Raw genomic sequence first — 18,298 nt, forward strand, 5'->3', positions numbered from 1 at the left:
CGGACCCACAGCAGACGCACTACCTGTAGCACTGCACGAAGGGGAAGCCATGACAGCGACGACCGACGGAAGCACCGGGGCGCGGCCGCCCCGGGCAGCCGCGGCCAGCGACACCGACAGCGAGAACCCCGTGGCGGCCGGGGTGCACGAAGCCGCCGAGGGCGCGGTCCGGCGCGCCACCGACTTCCTGCTGGCGCAGCAGGACGCCCAGGGCTGGTGGAAGGGCGACCTCGAGACGAACGTCACCATGGACGCCGAGGACCTTCTGCTCCGTCAGTTCCTGGGCATCCGCGACGAGAGGACCACTCAGGCCGCCGCGCTCTTCATCCGGGGCGAGCAGCGCGAGGACGGCACCTGGGGCACTTTCTACGGCGCGCCGGGCGAGCTCTCCACCACCATCGAGGCGTACGTCGCCCTCCGCCTGGCCGGCGACGCGCCGGACGCACCGCACATGGCGCGGGCCTCCGCCTGGATCCGCGAGCAGGGCGGCATCGCCGCGGCCCGGGTCTTCACCCGGATCTGGCTGGCCCTGTTCGGCTGGTGGAAGTGGGAGGACCTGCCCGAACTCCCGCCGGAGCTCATCTACTTCCCCAAGTGGGTCCCGCTCAACATCTACGACTTCGGCTGCTGGGCCCGGCAGACCATCGTCCCGCTGACGATCGTCTCCGCGAAGCGCCCGGTACGGCCCGCGCCCTTCCCCCTCGACGAACTGCACACCGACCCCGCCGACCCCAATCCGCCGGGGCCCCTTGCACCGGCGGCGAGTTGGGACGGTGCCTTCCAGCGGCTCGACAAGGCGCTGCACCAGCTGCGCAAGGTCGCCCCGAGGCGACTGCGAAGAGCCGCCATGAACACCGCCGCCCGCTGGATCATCGAGCGGCAGGAGAACGACGGCTGCTGGGGCGGCATCCAGCCTCCGGCGGTGTACTCGATCATCGCGCTGCATCTGCTCGGCTACGACCTCCAGCACCCGGTGATGCGCGAGGGGCTCGCGTCGCTGGACCGTTTCGCCGTCTGGCGCGAGGACGGGGCCCGGATGATCGAGGCCTGTCAGTCCCCGGTCTGGGACACCTGCCTCGCCACCATCGCGCTGGCGGACGCCGGCGTGCCCGCCGATCACCCGCAGCTGGTCAGGGCCGCCGACTGGATGCTGGGCGAGGAGATCGTCCGGCCCGGCGACTGGGCGGTCAAGCGGCCCGAACTGCCGCCGGGTGGCTGGGCGTTCGAGTTCCACAACGACAACTACCCCGACATCGACGACACCGCCGAGGTGGTCCTCGCCCTGCGCCGGGTCCGGCACCACGACCCGGAACGGCTGGAGAAGGCGATCGGCCGCGGTGTGCGCTGGAACCTCGGGATGCAGTCCCGCAACGGGGCGTGGGGCGCCTTCGACGTCGACAACACCAGCCCGTTCCCCAACCGGCTGCCGTTCTGCGACTTCGGCGAGGTCATCGACCCGCCGTCGGCGGACGTCACCGCGCACGTCGTCGAGATGCTCGCCGTCGAGGGCCTGGCCCACGACCCGCGCACCCGGCGCGGCATCCGATGGCTGCTTGCCGAGCAGGAACCGGACGGCTCGTGGTTCGGCCGCTGGGGCGTGAACTACATCTACGGCACCGGATCCGTCGTACCCGCCCTGGTGGCCGCCGGCATGCCGGGCTCGCACCCCGCGATCCGGCGCGCCGTCACCTGGCTGGAGTCCGTCCAGAACGACGACGGCGGCTGGGGCGAGGACCTGCGTTCCTACAGGTACGTCAAGGAGTGGAGCGGCAAGGGCGCCTCGACGGCGTCGCAGACCGGGTGGGCGCTGATGGCGCTGCTGGCCGCGGGGGAGAGGGACTCCAAGGCCGTCGAGCGCGGTGTCGAGTGGCTCGCGGCCACCCAGCTGGCGGACGGCTCCTGGGACGAGCCGTACTTCACCGGCACCGGGTTCCCCTGGGACTTCTCCATCAACTACCACCTCTACCGTCAGGTCTTCCCGCTCACGGCGCTCGGCCGGTATGTGCACGGGGAGCCCTTCGCCGAGCGGAGCGCGGGGCCCAGCAGGTCGCTCGCCGAGGCCAAGGGGAGCTGATGAGCCCGCAGCCCGCCCCGGCCCCGCTGCTGATCGCCTGCGCGCTCGGCATCGAGCAGTTCGCCCTGCGCGCGGGCGAGCGCGGCGGCGCCGGCGGGCCGGTCACCGTGCTCCGTACGGGCATGGGGCCCCGGGCGGCGGAACGCTCCGTCACCCGGGTGCTCGCCGACCCGGCCCTCGCCGGGGCCGCGGTCCTCGCCACCGGCTTCTGCGCGGGGCTCGCCCCCGGGATGCACCCCGGCGATCTGGTGGTCGCCGAGGAGACCCGGGATCCGGCGGGAACCGTTCCGTGCGTGGGAACCGACCTACTCGTCAAAGAACTCGTGCGGACCGTCCCGGGCCGCACCGTCCACACCGGACCGCTCACCGGCTCGGACCATGTCGTCCGAGGTCAGGAACGGTCCGATCTGCTCACGACCGGTGCAATCGCGGTCGACATGGAGTCGGCGGCGACGCTACTGAGCGCCGTCCGTACGGGCGAGCGCCCGGTTGCGGCCGTCCGGGTGGTCGTGGACGCTCCAGAACATGAACTCGTCCGGATCGGCACGTTGCGCGGTGGAATATCAGCTTTCCGCGTCCTTCGTACCGTTCTACCTGCATTCTACGAATGGCACCGTTCTTTGCTGCTCCCCAGGAGGTGAGCCAGATGGCCATGCCGCTGCGTCAGTCCATCAAGGTCGCTACTTACTTGGCTGAACAAAAGCTCCGCAGGCGTGACAAGTTCCCGCTGATCGTCGAGCTGGAGCCGCTGTTCGCCTGCAACCTCAAATGCGAGGGCTGCGGCAAGATCCAGCACCCGGCCGGAGTACTGAAGCAGCGCATGCCGGTGGCCCAGGCCGTGGGGGCGGTGCTCGAGTCCGGCGCGCCCATGGTGTCCATCGCCGGCGGTGAGCCGCTGATGCACCCGCAGATCGACGAGATCGTGCGGCAACTGGTGGCCAAGCGGAAGTACGTCTTCCTGTGCACCAACGCCATGCTGCTGCGCAAGAAGATGGACAAGTTCACCCCCTCGCCCTACTTCGCCTTCGCCGTGCACATCGACGGCCTGCGCGAGCGCCACGACGAGTCCGTGGCCAAGGAGGGCGTGTTCGACGAGGCGGTGGAGGCGATCAAGGAGGCCAAGCGGCGCGGCTTCCGGGTCACCACCAACTCCACCTTCTTCAACACCGACACCCCGCAGACCATCGTCGAGGTGCTGAACTTCCTCAACGACGACCTCAAGGTCGACGAGATGATGATCTCGCCCGCCTACGCCTACGAGAAGGCCCCCGACCAGGAGCACTTCCTCGGCGTCGAGCAGACCCGCGAGCTGTTCAAGAAGGCCTTCGCGGGCGGCAACCGCAGGAAGTGGCGGCTGAACCACTCGCCGCTGTTCCTCGACTTCCTGGAGGGCAAGGTCGACTTCCCGTGCACCGCGTGGGCGATCCCGAACTACTCCCTGTTCGGCTGGCAGCGCCCCTGCTACCTGATGAGCGACGGGTACGTGCCGACGTACCGGGAGCTGATCGAGGACACCGACTGGGACAAGTACGGCCGCGGCAAGGACCCGCGCTGCGCCAACTGCATGGCGCACTGCGGCTACGAGCCCACCGCCGTCCTCGCCACCATGGGCTCGCTGAAGGAGTCGCTGCGCGCCATGCGCGAGACGGTCTCCGGAAACCGGGAGTGACGCCATGACCGCCATCTCCTTGGGCGTCCCCGAGGTACCGGTCCGGCCGGTCGCCGAGCGACGTGTGTCGCGGCAGATCCAGGTCGGCCCGGTGGCGGTCGGGGGCGGCGCCCCGGTGTCGGTCCAGTCGATGACGACGACCCGGACGTCCGACATCGGCGCCACCCTGCAGCAGATCGCCGAGCTGACGGCGTCCGGGTGCCAGATCGTGCGCGTGGCCTGCCCGACGCAGGACGACGCGGACGCCCTCGCGACCATCGCCCGCAAGTCCCAGATCCCGGTGATCGCGGACATCCACTTCCAGCCGAAGTACGTGTTCGCCGCGATCGAGGCCGGGTGTGCGGCCGTACGCGTCAACCCGGGGAACATCAAGCAGTTCGACGACAAGGTCAAGGAGATCGCGCGGGCGGCCAGGGACCACGGCACGCCGATCCGGATCGGAGTGAACGCCGGGTCGCTCGACCGGCGGCTGCTCCAGAAGTACGGCAAGGCCACTCCGGAGGCGCTCGTGGAGAGCGCGCTGTGGGAGGCGTCGCTGTTCGAGGAGCACGACTTCCGGGACATCAAGATCTCGGTGAAGCACAACGACCCGGTCGTGATGATCGAGGCGTACCAGCAGCTCGCGGCGCAGTGCGACTACCCGCTGCACCTCGGGGTCACCGAGGCCGGGCCCGCCTTCCAGGGCACCATCAAGTCGGCGGTCGCCTTCGGGGCGCTGCTGTCACGGGGCATCGGCGACACGATCCGCGTGTCCCTGAGCGCCCCGCCCGCCGAGGAGGTCAAGGTCGGCATCCAGATCCTGGAGTCGCTGAACCTCAGGCAGCGGCGCCTGGAGATCGTCTCCTGCCCGTCCTGCGGGCGGGCCCAGGTCGACGTCTACAAACTCGCCGACGAGGTCACGGCCGGCCTGGAAGGCATGGAAGTGCCGTTGCGGGTAGCCGTCATGGGCTGTGTGGTCAACGGTCCCGGCGAGGCGCGGGAGGCCGACCTCGGGGTCGCCTCCGGCAACGGCAAGGGCCAGATCTTCGTGAAGGGCGAGGTCATCAAGACCGTCCCCGAGTCGAAGATCGTCGAGACCCTGATCGAGGAGGCGATGAAGATCGCCGAACAGATGGAGCAGGACGGGGCCGCATCGGGCGCCCCCATCGTCACGGGGAAACCGGCAGTGACTGTGAGTTGAAGCAAGGCACGGACCGAGAGGGGGCCCGAGCGTGACGATTCTGGAGAGCATCCGGGGACCACGCGACCTGAAGGCGCTGTCCGAGGCGGAACTCGGTGAACTGTCCGACGAGATCCGGGAGTTCCTGGTGCACGCGGTCGCCAGGACCGGCGGACACCTCGGGCCCAACCTGGGCGTGGTGGAACTGTCCATCGCGCTCCACCGGGTCTTCGAGTCGCCGGTCGACCGCATCGTCTGGGACACCGGTCACCAGAGCTATGTGCACAAGCTGCTGACGGGACGCCAGGACTTCTCCAAGCTGCGCGGCAAGGGCGGCCTGTCCGGCTACCCCTCGCGCGAGGAGTCCGAGCACGACATCGTCGAGAACAGCCACGCCTCCACGGCGCTCGGCTGGGCCGACGGGCTCGCCAAGGCCCGTCAGGTGCAGGGGGAGAAGGGGCACGTCGTCGCGGTGATCGGCGACGGGGCGCTGACCGGCGGCATGGCCTGGGAGGCGCTGAACAACATCGCGGCGGCCAAGGACCGGCCGCTGATCATCGTCGTCAACGACAACGAGCGCTCGTACGCGCCGACCATCGGGGGGCTCGCCAACCACCTGGCCACCCTGCGCACCACGGACAGCTACGAGCGGGTCCTGGCCTGGGGCAAGGAAGTGCTGCAGCGCACGCCCGTCGTCGGCAACACCGTCTACGAGGCCCTGCACGGCGCGAAGAAGGGCTTCAAGGACGCGTTCGCGCCGCAGGGGCTCTTCGAGGACCTGGGACTGAAGTACGTCGGCCCGATCGACGGGCACGACATCGGGGCCGTCGAGTCCGCGCTCAGGCGGGCGAAACGGTTCCACGGACCCGTGCTGATCCACTGCCTCACGGAGAAGGGGCGCGGCTACGAACCCGCCCTCGCCCATGAGGAGGACCACTTCCACACCGTCGGCGTGATGGACCCCCTGACCTGTGAGCCGCTCGCGCCGTCGGGCGGGCCGTCCTGGACGTCGGTGTTCGGCGAGGAGATCGTGCGGATCGGCGAGGAGCGGGAGGACGTCGTGGCGATCACGGCGGCCATGCTGCACCCCGTCGGGCTCGGCAGGTTCGCCGAACGGTTCCCCGACCGGGTCTGGGACGTCGGGATCGCCGAGCAGCACGCGGCCGTGTCCGCGGCGGGCCTCGCGACGGGCGGGCTGCACCCGGTCGTCGCCGTCTACGCCACGTTCCTGAACCGTGCCTTCGACCAGCTCCTCATGGACGTCGCGCTGCACCGCTGCGGAGTGACGTTCGTGCTGGACCGGGCCGGCGTCACGGGCGTCGACGGCGCCTCCCACAACGGCATGTGGGACATGTCGATCCTCCAGGTCGTCCCTGGCCTGCGGATCGCCGCGCCGCGCGACGCCGACCAGCTGCGGGCCCAGCTGCGCGAGGCCGTGGCCTGCGACGACGCGCCCACACTCGTGCGGTTCCCCAAGGAGTCGGTCGGCCCGTCGATCCCGGCGGTGGACCGGGTGGGCGGGCTGGACGTGCTGCACCGGGACGCAGGCGAGCCGGACGTCCTGCTCGTCGCCGTCGGTGTGATGGCCCCGGTGTGCCTCCAGGCGGCCGAGCTGCTCCGGGCCCGCGGCATCAACTGCACCGTCGTCGACCCGCGGTGGGTGAAACCCGTCGACCCCGCGCTCGCGCCCCTCGCCGCGCAGCACCGGCTGGTGGCCGTCGTCGAGGACAACAGCCGCTCCTCCGGGGTGGGCTCCGCCGTGGCGCTGGCCCTGGGCGACGCCGACGTCGACGTACCGGTGCGGCGGTTCGGCATCCCGGAGCAGTTCCTCGCGCACGCCAAGCGGGGCGAGGTGCTCGCGGACATCGGCCTCACGCCCGTCGAGGTCGCCGGCCGGATCAGTGCGAGCCTCGCTCTCAAGGAGGCCGAGGAGAGCGTGGCCGACGCGGTGCGGGCCGAGGGGAGCCACGACGGTCGTACCGTCGTGCCGGTCAAGGAGAAAGCCGAATGACGAGCGAGTTCGACCTCGGCAGGCTCCTCGCCGAGCGCGGAGCCGAGCGCTACGAGCTGCACACGAAGTACCTGAACCACCAGCTCCCGCGCATGCTGCACACCATCGGCTTCGACAAGGTCTACGACCGGGCCGAGGGCGCCCACTTCTGGGACGCGGACGGCGAGGACCACCTGGACATGCTCGCCGGGTTCGGGGTGATGGGCCTGGGGCGCCACCACCCCGTCGTCCGCAAGGCGCTGCACGACGTCCTCGACGCCCAGCTCGCCGACCTGACCCGCTTCGACTGCCAGCCGCTGCCCGGGCTGCTGGCGGAGCGGCTCCTCACCCACAGCCCGCACCTGGACCGGGTGTTCTTCGGCAACAGCGGGACGGAGGCGGTGGAGACCGCGCTGAAGTTCGCACGCTTCGTCACGGGCAGGCCGCGGGTGCTGTACTGCGATCACGCCTTCCACGGGCTGACCACGGGCTCCCTGTCCGTCAACGGCGAGTCCGGCTTCCGGGACGGCTTCGCCCCGCTGCTGCCGGACACGGCCGTGCCGCTCGGCGATCTCGACGCCCTGGCCCGGGAGCTCAAGAAGGGCGACGTAGCCGCCCTGATCGTCGAACCGATCCAGGGCAAGGGCGTGCACGAGGCCCCGCCCGGCTATCTGCGGGCCGCCCAGGAGCTGCTGCACAAGCACAAGGCGCTGCTCATCGCCGACGAGGTGCAGACGGGCCTCGGCCGCACCGGTGACTTCTACGCCTACCAGCACGAGGAGGGCGTCGAGCCGGACCTGGTGTGCGTCGCCAAGGCGCTCTCCGGGGGCTATGTGCCGGTGGGGGCCACCCTCGGCAAGGACTGGATCTTCAAGAGGGTCTACTCGTCCATGGACCGGGTGCTCGTGCACTCGGCGAGCTTCGGGTCCAACGCGCAGGCCATGGCGGCCGGGCTCGCCGTGCTGTCCGTCATGGAGAACGAGCAGATCGTCGCGAACGCGAGGGCGACCGGGGAGCAGCTGCGGTCCCGGCTCGCGGCGCTGGTCGGCAAGTACGAGCTGCTCGCCGACGTCCGAGGCCGTGGCCTGATGATCGGCATCGAGTTCGGCCGTCCCGACTCGCTGAAGCTGCGCGGCCGCTGGACCATGCTCCAGGCCGCCCGCAAGGGACTGTTCGCGCAGATGGTCGTCGTCCCGCTGCTGCGCAGGCACCGGATCCTCACCCAGGTCTCCGGCGATCACCTGGAGGTGATCAAGCTGATCCCGCCGCTGATCATCGGCGAGCGGGAGGTGGACCGGTTCGTCGACGCCTTCACCGAGGTGATGGACGACGCGCACAGCGGCGGCGGGCTGATGTGGGACTTCGGCAAGACGTTGATCAAGCAGGCGGTCGCCAACCGGTGAGGGCACGCACGCCGCGGGTCCGGTAGGGCCTTGCGGTCCGGTCGGGTGCCGGTGCGGGTCCGGTAGGCCCGTGAGCGCCCGGTCGGGCTCTCAGCTCGCGTTCCGCCGGTTTTGCCTCTGAGGCAAGAAATTTGCCGCAGAGGCAAACCTGCGGCTGAATGGGGAGCATGAGCTCTCCCGAGACCTCGCCCGAGGGCGAGGCGGAAGTGCCGGCCGAGGCGCTCCCCGTCGTCGCGCCCCAGCTCCGGGCCCTGCGTCGGCGCGCCGCCCTCACCCTGGAGGCCGCGGCCCGCTCCGCCGGGCTGTCACCGGCCCACCTCTCCCGGCTGGAGACCGGGCAACGCCAGCCCTCGCTGCCGATGCTGCTCGCGCTCGCCCGCATCTACGGTACGACGGTTTCCGAGCTGCTCGGCGAGTCGGCCGCCGACCGGGACGCCGTGGTGCGCGCCGCCGATATGGAACCGACCGCCGCCGGCGGCTGGACGTACTGGCAGGCCGGCGCGCCCGGACGCGGAATGCAGGCCCTGCGCGTCCATGTGCCGCACGGCTCGCAGGGCGACATCGTGCGGGTGCATCCCGGCGAGGAGTGGCTCTACGTCCTCGAAGGGCGGCTGCGGCTGCGCCTCGGGGACACCACGCACCGGCTCGCGCCCGGAGACAGCGCGCACTTCGATTCGCTCACCCCGCACCGCATCGCCGCCCTGGACCCGGGCGGGGTCGAGCTGCTGTTCGTCCACACCCTGTTGCAGAGCCCCACGGCCACCCTGTGCCTGGGCCCCACCCCTGGAGAGACGCCATGAGCGACATGGAGGAGAAGTTCCCGCGTGCCCTGTGGGTGCGGCTCATCATCTACATCGCGGTGGGGCACGTCTTCGCCGCCTTCATCTACTTCCTGTTCGAGGCGGGCGCGAAGTAGGCCGGGCGCGTCAGTCGAGCAGCCGCTCGCGCAGCCGGTCCCGGGACTCGGGGCTCAGCCGCAGGCCCTGCTCCAGGTAGGTGTCGACGCCGCCCCACGTGTCCTCGATGGTCTCGAAGGCAGCCGTCAGATACTCGGCCCGCGCGTCGAACAGCGGGCTGAGCAGCTCCATGACCTCCGGCGAGTAGGCGGAGGCGTCGCTGGCGCTGCGCCGCACCTTGTAGCGGCGGTGCTTGGCGTTGGACTCCAGGTAGTCGGCGACGATCGCCTCACGCTCGACGCCGAGGGCCAGCAGCGTCACGGCGATGGACAGGCCCGCGCGGTCCTTGCCGGCCGCGCAGTGCATAAGCGCCGGGACGCTGTCCTCGGCGAGGGAGTGCAGCACCTGGGAGTGTTCACCGGTGCGCTCCTTGATGATCGAGCGGTAGGAGACGATCATCCGGTTCGCGCCCTTGCCGTCCGACAGGATCCCGCGCAGCTGGTCGAGGTCGCCGTCCCGGACCATCTTCCAGAACTCCGCGCCGTCCGCCGGGTCGGAGAGCGGCAGGTTGACGTTGCGCACGCCCGGCAGCTCGACGTCCGGTCCTTCGAGCTTCTGGTCGGCGGCGTTGCGGAAGTCGAAGATCGTGTGCAGCCCCAGCGCGCCGAGGAAGTCTGCGTCCTCGGTCGTCGCGTGCGCGAGGTGGCCGCTGCGGAACAGCACTCCGTGCCGCACCCGTCGTCCGTCCACGGTGGGCAGGCCGCCCACATCACGGAAGTTGCGAACGCCCGCCAATTCGGGCTCGGTCGACGGGATCTGCTGCGTCACGGGGGCTCCTCCCAGTCAGTCCCGGCGGCGCGGCTCGGCGATGCGGCCGACGGGGTGCGCTCTCGACCATACGACATGGATTCCTGGGGCAATGAGTTGTCCACAGGCGTTGCCTCGGAGCCTCGCGGCCCTTGATGATGTTGGTACTTGATCGCACCCGTTCGTCTCTGTGGGGGCTTGATGCTGGGGATCTCCGACAACGGCCGTACGTGGCTCCTCTCCGGGCCGACCAGCAGTTACGCCCTCCACCTGACCGACGGCGACGAACTGCTGCACCTCCACTGGGGACCGCGGATCGGACTCGCCGACGCCGAGGCGCTCGCCGTGCGCCCGCTGCCGGAGTACTGGCCCTTCGAGTCCCCGCTCGACGGACGCGAGGAGTACCCCGTCGAGGGCGGCCCCCGCTTCGTACGGCCCGCCCTGTCCGTGCGCACCGACGAGCGGCGCGGCACCGAGTGGAGCTTCGAGCGCCACGAGTCCGAGGGTGACGAACTGCGGTTGCGCTTCCGTGACGGCGGACTGAACGTCACGCTGCACTACCGGATGCGCGGGGACGTCGTCGAGCGCTGGGTGACCCTGGACAACCAGGGAGCCGCCCTGGAGCTGCTGCGCGCCGACTCGGCGGCCTGGACCCTGCCCGAGCGGGAGGGCTGGCGGCTGTCCCAGCTGCACGGCCGCTGGGGCGCCGAGTCACGGCTTGCGCGGGCCCCGCTCACCTACGGCGAGAAGGTCATCGGCAGCCGCCGCGGCCACACCGGACACCAGCATCTGCCGTGGGTCGCGCTCGATGCGGACGCCACCGAGGAACGCGGCGAGGTCTACGGCTGCGCCCTCGGCTGGTCCGGGTCCTGGCGGATAGCCGTTGCCCAACTCCCGGACGCGCGCGTGCAGGTCACCGGCGGCGCCGGTCACGACGACTCTGGCCTGCTGCGGCTGGCCGCGGGGGAGTCCTTCACCACGCCCGTCTTCGCCGGCCTCTGGAGCGACGGCGGCTTCGGCGGGGCGAGCCGCGCCTGGCACGCGTACCAGCGCGCGTATGTGATCCCGGACGCAGACCGGGACCGGCCGGTGCTGTTCAACTCCTGGGAGGCGACCGAGTTCGACATCTCCGAGGAGCAGCAGAGCCTCCTCGCGCGGCGGGCCGCGGCCATCGGCGTCGAGCTGTTCGTGGTGGACGACGGCTGGTTCGGGACGCGCACCAGCGACCGCGCCGGGCTCGGTGACTGGACGCCCAACCCCGACCGCTTCCCCTCCGGCCTCAAGCCGCTCGCCGAGTACGTGCACGCGCTCGGCATGCAGTTCGGCATCTGGGTCGAACCAGAAATGGTCAATCCGGACAGCGAGCTGTATCGCGCACATCCTGATTGGGTTCAGTACCAATCGGGACGAAAGCGTACGGAATTTCGCAATCAGCTCGTGCTGAACCTGGCCCGCGACGACGTCCGGGAGTACCTCTGGGAGCGGCTCGACGGGCTGCTCTCCAGTGCTCTGATCGACTATGTGAAGTGGGACTTCAACCGCTGCTTCAGCGATGCCGGCTGGCCCGGTGAGGCGTATCCGCAGCGCCTGTGGGTCGACCATGTGCATGCCCTGTACGACCTGCTGGACCGGCTGCGCGCCGCTCACCCCGGCGTCGCCTTCGAGTCCTGCTCGGGCGGCGGCGGGCGCATCGACCTCGGTGTGCTCGGCCGTACGGACCAGGTGTGGACCTCGGACAACACCGACCCGCTCGACCGGCTCGCCATCCAGCACGGCTTCAGCCAGATCCATCCGGCCCGGGCCATGGCCGCCTGGGTCACCGACAGCCCGAACGCCATGCTCAACCACCGTGCCAGCTCGCTGCGCTTCCGGTTCGTGAGCGCGATGGCCGGGGTGCTCGGTGTCGGCGGCGACCTCGCGCGGTGGACCGAGGAGGAGCTCGCCGAGGCCGGGGAGTGGGTGGCGCTCTACAAGGAGATCCGGCCCCTGGTGCAGCGCGGCGACCTGTACCGGTTGCGGCCCCCGCGGGGCGGGCTGAGTGCGGTGCAGTACGTGCTCGGGGACGAAACGGTCGTCTTGGCCTGGCTCCAGGCGCAGAGCTACGGCGAGCCCCTCCCGGCGCTCCGGCTGCGTGGTCTGGATCCGACAGCTGCGTATGAATGCCTTGAAACGGGCGAAATTCACCGAGGGGCCGTACTGGTGCATCACGGACTGCGCGCCAACCTGAAGGGCGACCTTGATGCGATGGTTATTCGACTCCGTCGCATCTAGGCGATCTGTCCGAATTGGCACCTTCATTCCAACTCGCTCTGCAATAAAGAAAGCTGGAGCAGTGTCACGTGAGGAGCGTCATAGCCGTGACGGTGCGTCGCCCGTCATGTCCACGTAATTCATAGGCTTTTCAAGGGGCTTTGAGTCGGGCGACGCCCTCATATTTCACGCACGGTGACGGCTAATTCCCACAAGGGATCAACAGGAACGCATTCGGACGGAACCTCTCACTTGTTCCCATGCGTCTTCCTCGCTTACGTTCGCCACCAATCCGGACGGACGCCCAATCCTGCCGCCGCTCGGATTCCGCGCAAACTCACCCGTGCACGGCAGGAGCGGGGGACCCACAGGTACAACCGCCTGTTCCGGTCTCCGGAACGGCTAGGGGTCAAGTCGCGCCATGGCGCGGCCGGGCATCTCCAGCCCGCACCCGACAGCTCACCTCGCAGGCGCCGGAGAGGAATTCGTCATGCCCGCGAAGGGTAAGCATCGCCGTCCGAAGTCCCTGCGCTTCACCCGCTCCATAGCCGTCGCCGGAACCGGTGGCGCCGCTCTCGCTCTTCCGCTCATGGGAGCCACCGGCGCCCACGCCGCTCCCTCGCAGTCCGTTTCGGAAAAGGCCGTTCAGTCCCTTCCGGTCGCCGGCCAGAAGGCCGCCGACAAGAAGGTCGCCCAGAAGAAGACGGACGTGCGGACCTATTCGGTGAAGGTCGGCGATTACCTTTCGAAGATCGCCGACGAGCAGAACGTCAGCGGTGGCTGGAAGAAGCTCTACGCCGACAACCGTGAGGCCGTCGGCTCCGACCCGTCGCTGATCCACCCGGGCCTCAAGCTCGCCATCGGCGGCAAGAAGGCCGCGACGACCGCCCCCAAGTCGTCGCCCTCCAAGCCCTCTTCGGCGTCCAAGTCGTCCGCGAAGGACTCGTCCGCCGCGAAGCCCGCCGCGCCCAAGAAGGCGACCGCGGCCGCCGAGACCACCAGCACCGTCAACGGCTTCTCCGCCCCGCTGTCCGGCGCCTCCCTCGGCACCGGCTACAAGGTCGCGGGCAGCATGTGGTCCAGCGGTTACCACACCGGCGTCGACTTCGCCGCCGCCACCGGCACCCCGCTGAAGGCGGTCGGCGCGGGCACCGTCGTCTCGGCCGGCTGGGGCGGCGCGTACGGCAACCAGGTCGTCATCCAGCTCGCCGACGGCTACTACGCCCAGTACGCCCACCTGTCCTCGCTCTCGGTCTCCAGCGGCCAGACGGTGACCGCGGGCCAGCAGATCGGCCTCTCCGGTGCGACCGGCAACGTCACCGGCCCGCACCTGCACTTCGAGATCCGCACCACGCCGGACTACGGCTCGGACGTGGACCCGGTCGCCTACCTGCGCGCCAAGGGTGTCGCCATCGGCTGACGCGGCGCCACGCCAGAACCACCTGCCTGACACGCGGCCGAAGGCCGGACCCCGATCCCCGGGTCCGGCCTTCGGCATGTTGCGCCCACAACACCCCTGTTCAAAGGGTTATTCCACGTTTGGTGAACACTTTAGGAGTGGCTTATCTCACCGATCGTCAACCCTTTCCTACGGTCGCGTAGGTCACATTCGAAGGTGAATCATGGGCCGATGTGGCAGACGATTCGAAGAGTGACAGCAGTGCAGTGATCGGGTCGTACGTTGCGGTGGGGGACAGCTTCACCGAGGGCGTCGGCGACCCCGGCCCCGACGGCGCGTTCGTCGGCTGGGCCGACCGGTTCGCGGTCCTGCTCGCGGACCGGCGCCCCGAGGGCGACTTCGACTACACCAACCTCGCCGTACGCGGCAAACTGCTCGACCAGATCATCGAGAACCAGCTTCCGAAGGCCGCCGAACTGGCCCCGGACCTGGTCTCGTTCTCTGCGGGCGGCAACGACATCATCCGACCCGGAACCGACCCCGACGAGGTCGCCGAGCGCTTCGAGCGGGCGATCGTCCGGCTCACCTCGGCCGTCGGCACCGTCATGGTGACGACCGGCTTCGACACCCGTGGCGTGCCCGTGCTGAAGCATCTGCGCGGCAAGATCGCCACGTACAACGGACATGTGCGCGCCATCGCCGACCGGTACGGCTGCCCGGTGCTCGACCTGTGGTCCCTGAAGACCGTTCAGGACCGCCGCGCCTGGGACGACGACCGGCTCCACCTGTCTCCCGAGGGGCACACGCGCGTGGCGCTCCGCGCGGGCCAGGTCCTCGGCTTGGAGATCCCCGCCGACCCGGACCAGCCCTGGCCGCCGCTCCCGCCCCGCGGCACCCTCGAGGTCCGGCGGGACGACGTCCACTGGGCCCGCGAGTACCTGGTGCCGTGGATCGGCCGACGACTGCGCGGCGAGTCGTCGGGCGACCATGTGACGGCCAAGGGCGCGCTGTCCCCGGACGACATCAAGATGCGGATCCGATCGGTGGCTTGAGAGAGGTTCCCGAGCGACCGATACGTCCGGGCCGTACCGATGGCTGATCGGTGCGGCCCGGACGTATGTGGTCACGCCACGTGTGCTCGCACCACACACACCATCACCGGTTCGACGCCGTCAACGCCTTCCGCTCCAGCCCGAGTTCCCGGGCCAGCGCCTCGTCCACCCACTCCTGGGCACGCGTACGCGAGATCGAGCCCGGGTACGACGTCAGCTGTACGGCGAGCCCGTCGAGGAGGGCCGTCAGGCGCAGGGCCGTGCCGCCGGGGTCCGGGCAGGGGAACTCGCCGGCGGCGACGCCCTCGGCGATCACCTCGGCGATGGCCCCCTTCCACTGCCGGTCGAGGTCCCGGGTGACCTCCTGGAGCGCGGGTTCGCGCAGCGCCGCCGCCCAGCCCTCGATCCACAGCCGCCAACCCTTGGCCTGACCGGTCGGCGCGTACCAGCGCACGGCCGCCCGCAGCCGCCGCAGTGCCGTCGTACGGCGTCCGAGGAGCCGGCGCAGACGGGCCAGGTCGCCTTCGGCCGCATGGGTGAACGCGGCCGCGACGAGCTTCTCCTTGGTGTCGAAGTGATACAGCACCAGCGCGTTGCTCACGCCGAGCACCGAGGCCACGTCGGCGATCCTCACCGCCGCCACGCCCCGCGCCTCTATCTGCTCGACGGCGGCGCCCAGCAACTCCTCACGCCGTTCCGCCACGCTCAACCGCACTCTTGCCACGTCGTCACCCTAAAGCCTCGTCACCGGCCGTTCCCCGGCCAGGTCCGGCCGGGCCCCGGGACCGCAGTCACCGGTGCCAGCCGAACCGTTCGGTGATCAACGGCAGCCGGTCCGCAGCGATGGCGTGCGCGGCGACCCGCGGAGCCGTCCCGTCCGCCTCGGCACGCGCCAGCGTGAGGTCGGTCAGGGCGCGCATCGAACGTCGTGTGTGGGCGAACGCCTCGTCGGCGTCCGGGCCGATGTCCCCGAACAGCGTCCACCACCACCAGGCGTTCGTACCCGAGTTGACCACGACGTCCGGCAGCACGATGACGCCCCGGGCGGCCAGCAGCGCCTCGGCGTCGGGCCGTACGGGCATGTTGGCCGCCTCGGCGATCCAACGCGCGTTGACACGGCCCTGGTTCGAGGCGTCGATCACGTACGACACGGCCGCCGGTACCAGCACCTCCGCCTCGGCCGAAAGCCAGGCGTCGCCCGGCAGCTCGCGGTCCCCGGGACGCAGTACGGCCCGGTCGACGGTGCCGTGGGCGTCGCGTGCCGCAAGCAGGCTCTCGACGTCCAGCCCGGCCGGATTGGCGATCGTGCCCTTGATGTCGGCGACGGCCACGACGGTGAGCCCCGCGCGCGTGAGGAAGCGAGCCGTGGCCCCGCCCATGGTCCCCAGGCCCTGCACGGCGACGCGCGTCCTCCAGTACGGCACACCGGCCCGGTCCAGCGCGGTCAGCACCGACTCCGCGACCCCGCAGCCACCGACCAGTTCGTCCAGCCCGATGCCGTCGACCTCGACCGCGAACGCCTCCGCGAGCCGCCGCCGGGATCCCGCCTCGTCGTCGAGCAGCGGATACACGGCCTGGACCGACGAGACGAGCCCCGCCTCGACCGCCGCCCGGTCGACCACGTCCTGGGCGAGACCGAGGTCCTCGCCGGTGGTCCAGAGATTCTCGATGTACGGCCGCATGCTCCGCAGGTAGCGCACCAGCAGCCCGTACGCCTCCGGGTCCCGGGGATCGCAGTCGATGCCGCCCTTGGCGCCGCCCAGGGGGACGTACCGCGCCTCCGGGTCGTAGTGCAGGGCCTCCTTCATGCTCATGCCCCGCGCGAGACCCGTGACCTCCTCCAGCGTGCACCCCGGCCGCATCCGCAGCCCGCCACTGGCCACGCCGCGCACCAGCCGGTCGACGACCAGGAAGCCCTGACGGCCGGTGATGTGGTCGGTCCAGGTCAGGGACAGCAGGGGAGTGGTCGGGGCGGGTGGGGTGGTCATGGGGTCTCCGGGGTCGGGGCCGTCTCCCGGGAGCGGGGTCCGGGACCTGGGACGGGCTTTCGGGGCGAAGGCGCGGCTGTGCTTCTACTGAACGGTGAGTCAGTATCGGAGGGGGATGGGGACATGTCAATGTGGCGGGTTGATCTGTGTGGATCGGAGGGGGCGGGGTGGGCCGTGGGGGCGCCGGACCCTTCCCGGCCAGGGGGGATCCGAGAGTGTCGGACGGGCCGCCCATAATGGAACTCCTCACCGAATCCAGCTGGAGGTACCGTGGCCGGTTTCCGATTCCCGAGCTCCGGGCTGCGCGCCCTGCGGCCCGAGGCCTTCGGCGTGGATCCGAGCGGTGAGCGCATGGCGCGTATCCGCAGATCACCGCACTTCAAGGACGGGGTGTTCCAGAACCCGGGGGGCGAGGCCCGCACCAGGCCCTCCGGGTCGATGCTGGAGTTCGCCAAGGTCTTCTTCGACAAGGAGTCCCGGCCCCGACGCACCCCGGACGGCACCATTCCGGTGCACCCCACCACCTACGCGGACCTGGCCAAGCCGCCCGCCACGGGGCTGCGCATTACCTGGATGGGGCACTCCAGCATCCTCGCGGAGATCGACGGCCACCGGGTCCTCTTCGATCCCGTGTGGGGTGAGCGCTGCTCCCCGTTCCCCTTCGCCGGGCCGAAGCGGCTGCACCCCGTGCCGCTGCCGCTCGCCGCGCTCGGCCCGGTCGACGTTGTTGTCATCTCGCACGACCACTACGACCACCTCGACATGCCGACGATCAAGGCGCTGGCCGGCACCGACACGGTCTTCGCCGTGCCGCTCGGTGTCGGCGGCCACCTCGAACACTGGGGCGTGTCCGCCGACCGGCTGCGCGAGCTGGACTGGCACGAGGCGACCAAGGTCGGCGGGCTCACCCTGACCGCCACCCCGGCCCGCCACTTCTGCGGCCGCGGACTGCGCAACACCCAGCACACCCTCTGGGCGTCCTGGGCCGTCGCCTCCGACGAGCACCGGATCTACCACAGCGGTGACACCGGCTACTTCGAGGGCTTCAAGGACATCGGCGCCGAGCACGGCCCGTTCGACGCCACGATGATCCAGGTCGGCGCCTACTCCGACTTCTGGCCCGACATCCACATGACGCCGGACGAGGGCGTCCGGGCCCACCTCGACCTTCAGGGCGGCGACCCGACCGCGGGCGTCATGCTGCCCATCCACTGGGGGACCTTCAACCTGGCGCCGCACCCGTGGGCGGAGCCGGGCGAGCGGATGATGCGGGCCACGCACAAGGCCGGGGTCACGATGGCGGCGCCCCGTTGCGGCGAACCCTTCGAGCCGGCCTCCTTGGGGCCCGTGACGCCGTGGTGGCGCGAGGTCGCCCAGGCGCCCGCCGAGGGGTGGCCGGCGTGGCCGCCGGTGGCTCCGGCGCCGGACAGCACGCCGGTCTCGTAGCGCGACCGCCGTCGAGGAACGACCCATGGGGGCGCGAGTGATCATCACTCGCGCCCCCATGCGGCATTTCACGCGGGGCGCGCGGGGGTGTGTCTGGGTACTTGCGTGACGCCGCGCGCCGCTACTGTCGGTGATGCTCTGGGGTTCGGGACGGCGGGCGTGTGA

The 18,298-nt window shown here is 70.5% G+C and carries 15 protein-coding genes and 1 riboswitch; of the genes, 12 read left to right on the forward strand and 3 right to left on the reverse strand.

Annotation, left to right across the window (positions count from 1 at the left end):
* The first annotated feature begins 49 nt into the window (after positions 1–49).
* From shc to PGH47_RS36615, 8 genes are all read left to right on the forward strand, one after another.
* Positions 50–2,074, forward strand: coding sequence for a squalene--hopene cyclase (gene shc, locus PGH47_RS36580; protein ID WP_271666992.1), 2,025 nt, complete (start codon positions 50–52; stop codon positions 2,072–2,074).
* The gene (locus tag PGH47_RS36585) at positions 2,074–2,715 is read left to right on the forward strand and encodes a 5'-methylthioadenosine/S-adenosylhomocysteine nucleosidase family protein (protein WP_150498880.1); all 642 of its coding nucleotides are present in this window, start codon (positions 2,074–2,076) and stop codon (positions 2,713–2,715) included. Before shc ends, PGH47_RS36585 begins: the two co-directional genes overlap by 1 nt.
* Positions 2,716–2,720: 5 nt before the next feature.
* Entirely contained in the window at positions 2,721–3,743 is a 1,023-nt protein-coding gene (hpnH, locus tag PGH47_RS36590) for an adenosyl-hopene transferase HpnH (protein ID WP_030945596.1), read from the forward strand.
* A gap of 4 nt (positions 3,744–3,747) precedes the next feature.
* Positions 3,748–4,923 (forward strand): flavodoxin-dependent (E)-4-hydroxy-3-methylbut-2-enyl-diphosphate synthase, encoded by a 1,176-nt coding sequence (gene ispG / locus PGH47_RS36595; protein ID WP_271666993.1) that lies wholly within the window; start codon positions 3,748–3,750, stop codon positions 4,921–4,923.
* Between the two features lie 31 nt (positions 4,924–4,954).
* On the forward strand, positions 4,955–6,913 hold the full coding sequence (dxs, locus tag PGH47_RS36600) for a 1-deoxy-D-xylulose-5-phosphate synthase (protein ID WP_271666994.1): 1,959 nt from the start codon (positions 4,955–4,957) through the stop codon (positions 6,911–6,913).
* Positions 6,910–8,295: an aspartate aminotransferase family protein gene (locus PGH47_RS36605; RefSeq protein WP_271666995.1), complete on the forward strand. Its 1,386-nt coding sequence runs from the start codon at positions 6,910–6,912 to the stop codon at positions 8,293–8,295. The genes dxs and PGH47_RS36605 overlap by 4 nt, the downstream gene beginning before the upstream one ends.
* Before the next feature lie 167 nt (positions 8,296–8,462).
* Positions 8,463–9,095: a helix-turn-helix domain-containing protein gene (locus tag PGH47_RS36610; protein ID WP_271666996.1), complete on the forward strand. Its 633-nt coding sequence runs from the start codon at positions 8,463–8,465 to the stop codon at positions 9,093–9,095.
* Positions 9,092–9,211, forward strand: coding sequence for a DUF6126 family protein (locus PGH47_RS36615; RefSeq protein ID WP_128379435.1), 120 nt, complete (start codon positions 9,092–9,094; stop codon positions 9,209–9,211). The genes PGH47_RS36610 and PGH47_RS36615 overlap by 4 nt, the downstream gene beginning before the upstream one ends.
* A gap of 10 nt (positions 9,212–9,221) precedes the next feature.
* On the opposite strand, the gene PGH47_RS36620 is transcribed toward PGH47_RS36615, so the two are convergent.
* Positions 9,222–10,019, reverse strand: a complete 798-nt coding sequence (locus PGH47_RS36620; RefSeq protein ID WP_271666997.1) for a tyrosine-protein phosphatase — start codon at positions 10,017–10,019, stop codon at positions 9,222–9,224.
* A gap of 180 nt (positions 10,020–10,199) precedes the next feature.
* Here PGH47_RS36620 and PGH47_RS36625 point away from each other — a divergent pair, with 180 nt between their 5' ends.
* From PGH47_RS36625 to PGH47_RS36635, 3 genes are all read left to right on the forward strand, one after another.
* Positions 10,200–12,269: an alpha-galactosidase gene (locus tag PGH47_RS36625; protein ID WP_271666998.1), complete on the forward strand. Its 2,070-nt coding sequence runs from the start codon at positions 10,200–10,202 to the stop codon at positions 12,267–12,269.
* Between the two features lie 299 nt (positions 12,270–12,568).
* A riboswitch (cyclic di-AMP (ydaO/yuaA leader) is annotated at positions 12,569–12,734 on the forward strand.
* A 4-nt stretch (positions 12,735–12,738) separates the two neighbouring features.
* On the forward strand, positions 12,739–13,668 hold the full coding sequence (locus tag PGH47_RS36630) for a peptidoglycan DD-metalloendopeptidase family protein (protein WP_271666999.1): 930 nt from the start codon (positions 12,739–12,741) through the stop codon (positions 13,666–13,668).
* 245 nt (positions 13,669–13,913) lie between these two features.
* Positions 13,914–14,699 (forward strand): SGNH/GDSL hydrolase family protein, encoded by a 786-nt coding sequence (locus PGH47_RS36635; protein WP_271668236.1) that lies wholly within the window; start codon positions 13,914–13,916, stop codon positions 14,697–14,699.
* A 103-nt stretch (positions 14,700–14,802) separates the two neighbouring features.
* Here PGH47_RS36635 and PGH47_RS36640 read toward each other — a convergent pair whose 3' ends face one another.
* Positions 14,803–15,423 carry a TetR/AcrR family transcriptional regulator gene (locus PGH47_RS36640; RefSeq protein ID WP_271667000.1) on the reverse strand — a complete coding sequence of 207 codons (621 nt, stop codon included), beginning with the start codon at positions 15,421–15,423 and terminating at the stop codon, positions 14,803–14,805.
* Positions 15,424–15,490: 67 nt separating this feature from the next.
* Positions 15,491–16,687: a glutamate dehydrogenase gene (locus tag PGH47_RS36645; RefSeq protein WP_271667001.1), complete on the reverse strand. Its 1,197-nt coding sequence runs from the start codon at positions 16,685–16,687 to the stop codon at positions 15,491–15,493.
* Positions 16,688–16,957: 270 nt separating this feature from the next.
* Here PGH47_RS36645 and PGH47_RS36650 point away from each other — a divergent pair, with 270 nt between their 5' ends.
* Positions 16,958–18,133, forward strand: coding sequence for an MBL fold metallo-hydrolase (locus PGH47_RS36650; protein ID WP_271667002.1), 1,176 nt, complete (start codon positions 16,958–16,960; stop codon positions 18,131–18,133).
* Positions 18,134–18,298 lie beyond the last annotated feature (165 nt).

The sequence above is a fragment of the Streptomyces sp. HUAS 31 genome (genome assembly GCF_028198125.1).
Classification (GTDB): domain Bacteria; phylum Actinomycetota; class Actinomycetes; order Streptomycetales; family Streptomycetaceae; genus Streptomyces; species Streptomyces chartreusis.

Coding starts and splice junctions, on each gene's coding strand:
- PGH47_RS36630 (WP_271666999.1), top strand. CDS start 12,739: ATGCCCGCGAAGGGTAAGCATCGCCGTCCGAAGTCCCTGCGCTTCACC.
- shc (WP_271666992.1), top strand. CDS start 50: ATGACAGCGACGACCGACGGAAGCACCGGGGCGCGGCCGCCCCGGGCA.
- ispG (WP_271666993.1), top strand. CDS start 3,748: ATGACCGCCATCTCCTTGGGCGTCCCCGAGGTACCGGTCCGGCCGGTC.
- PGH47_RS36585 (WP_150498880.1), top strand. CDS start 2,074: ATGAGCCCGCAGCCCGCCCCGGCCCCGCTGCTGATCGCCTGCGCGCTC.
- PGH47_RS36615 (WP_128379435.1), top strand. CDS start 9,092: ATGAGCGACATGGAGGAGAAGTTCCCGCGTGCCCTGTGGGTGCGGCTC.
- hpnH (WP_030945596.1), top strand. CDS start 2,721: ATGGCCATGCCGCTGCGTCAGTCCATCAAGGTCGCTACTTACTTGGCT.
- PGH47_RS36605 (WP_271666995.1), top strand. CDS start 6,910: ATGACGAGCGAGTTCGACCTCGGCAGGCTCCTCGCCGAGCGCGGAGCC.
- PGH47_RS36625 (WP_271666998.1), top strand. CDS start 10,200: ATGCTGGGGATCTCCGACAACGGCCGTACGTGGCTCCTCTCCGGGCCG.
- PGH47_RS36610 (WP_271666996.1), top strand. CDS start 8,463: ATGAGCTCTCCCGAGACCTCGCCCGAGGGCGAGGCGGAAGTGCCGGCC.
- PGH47_RS36645 (WP_271667001.1), bottom strand. CDS start 16,687: ATGACCACCCCACCCGCCCCGACCACTCCCCTGCTGTCCCTGACCTGG.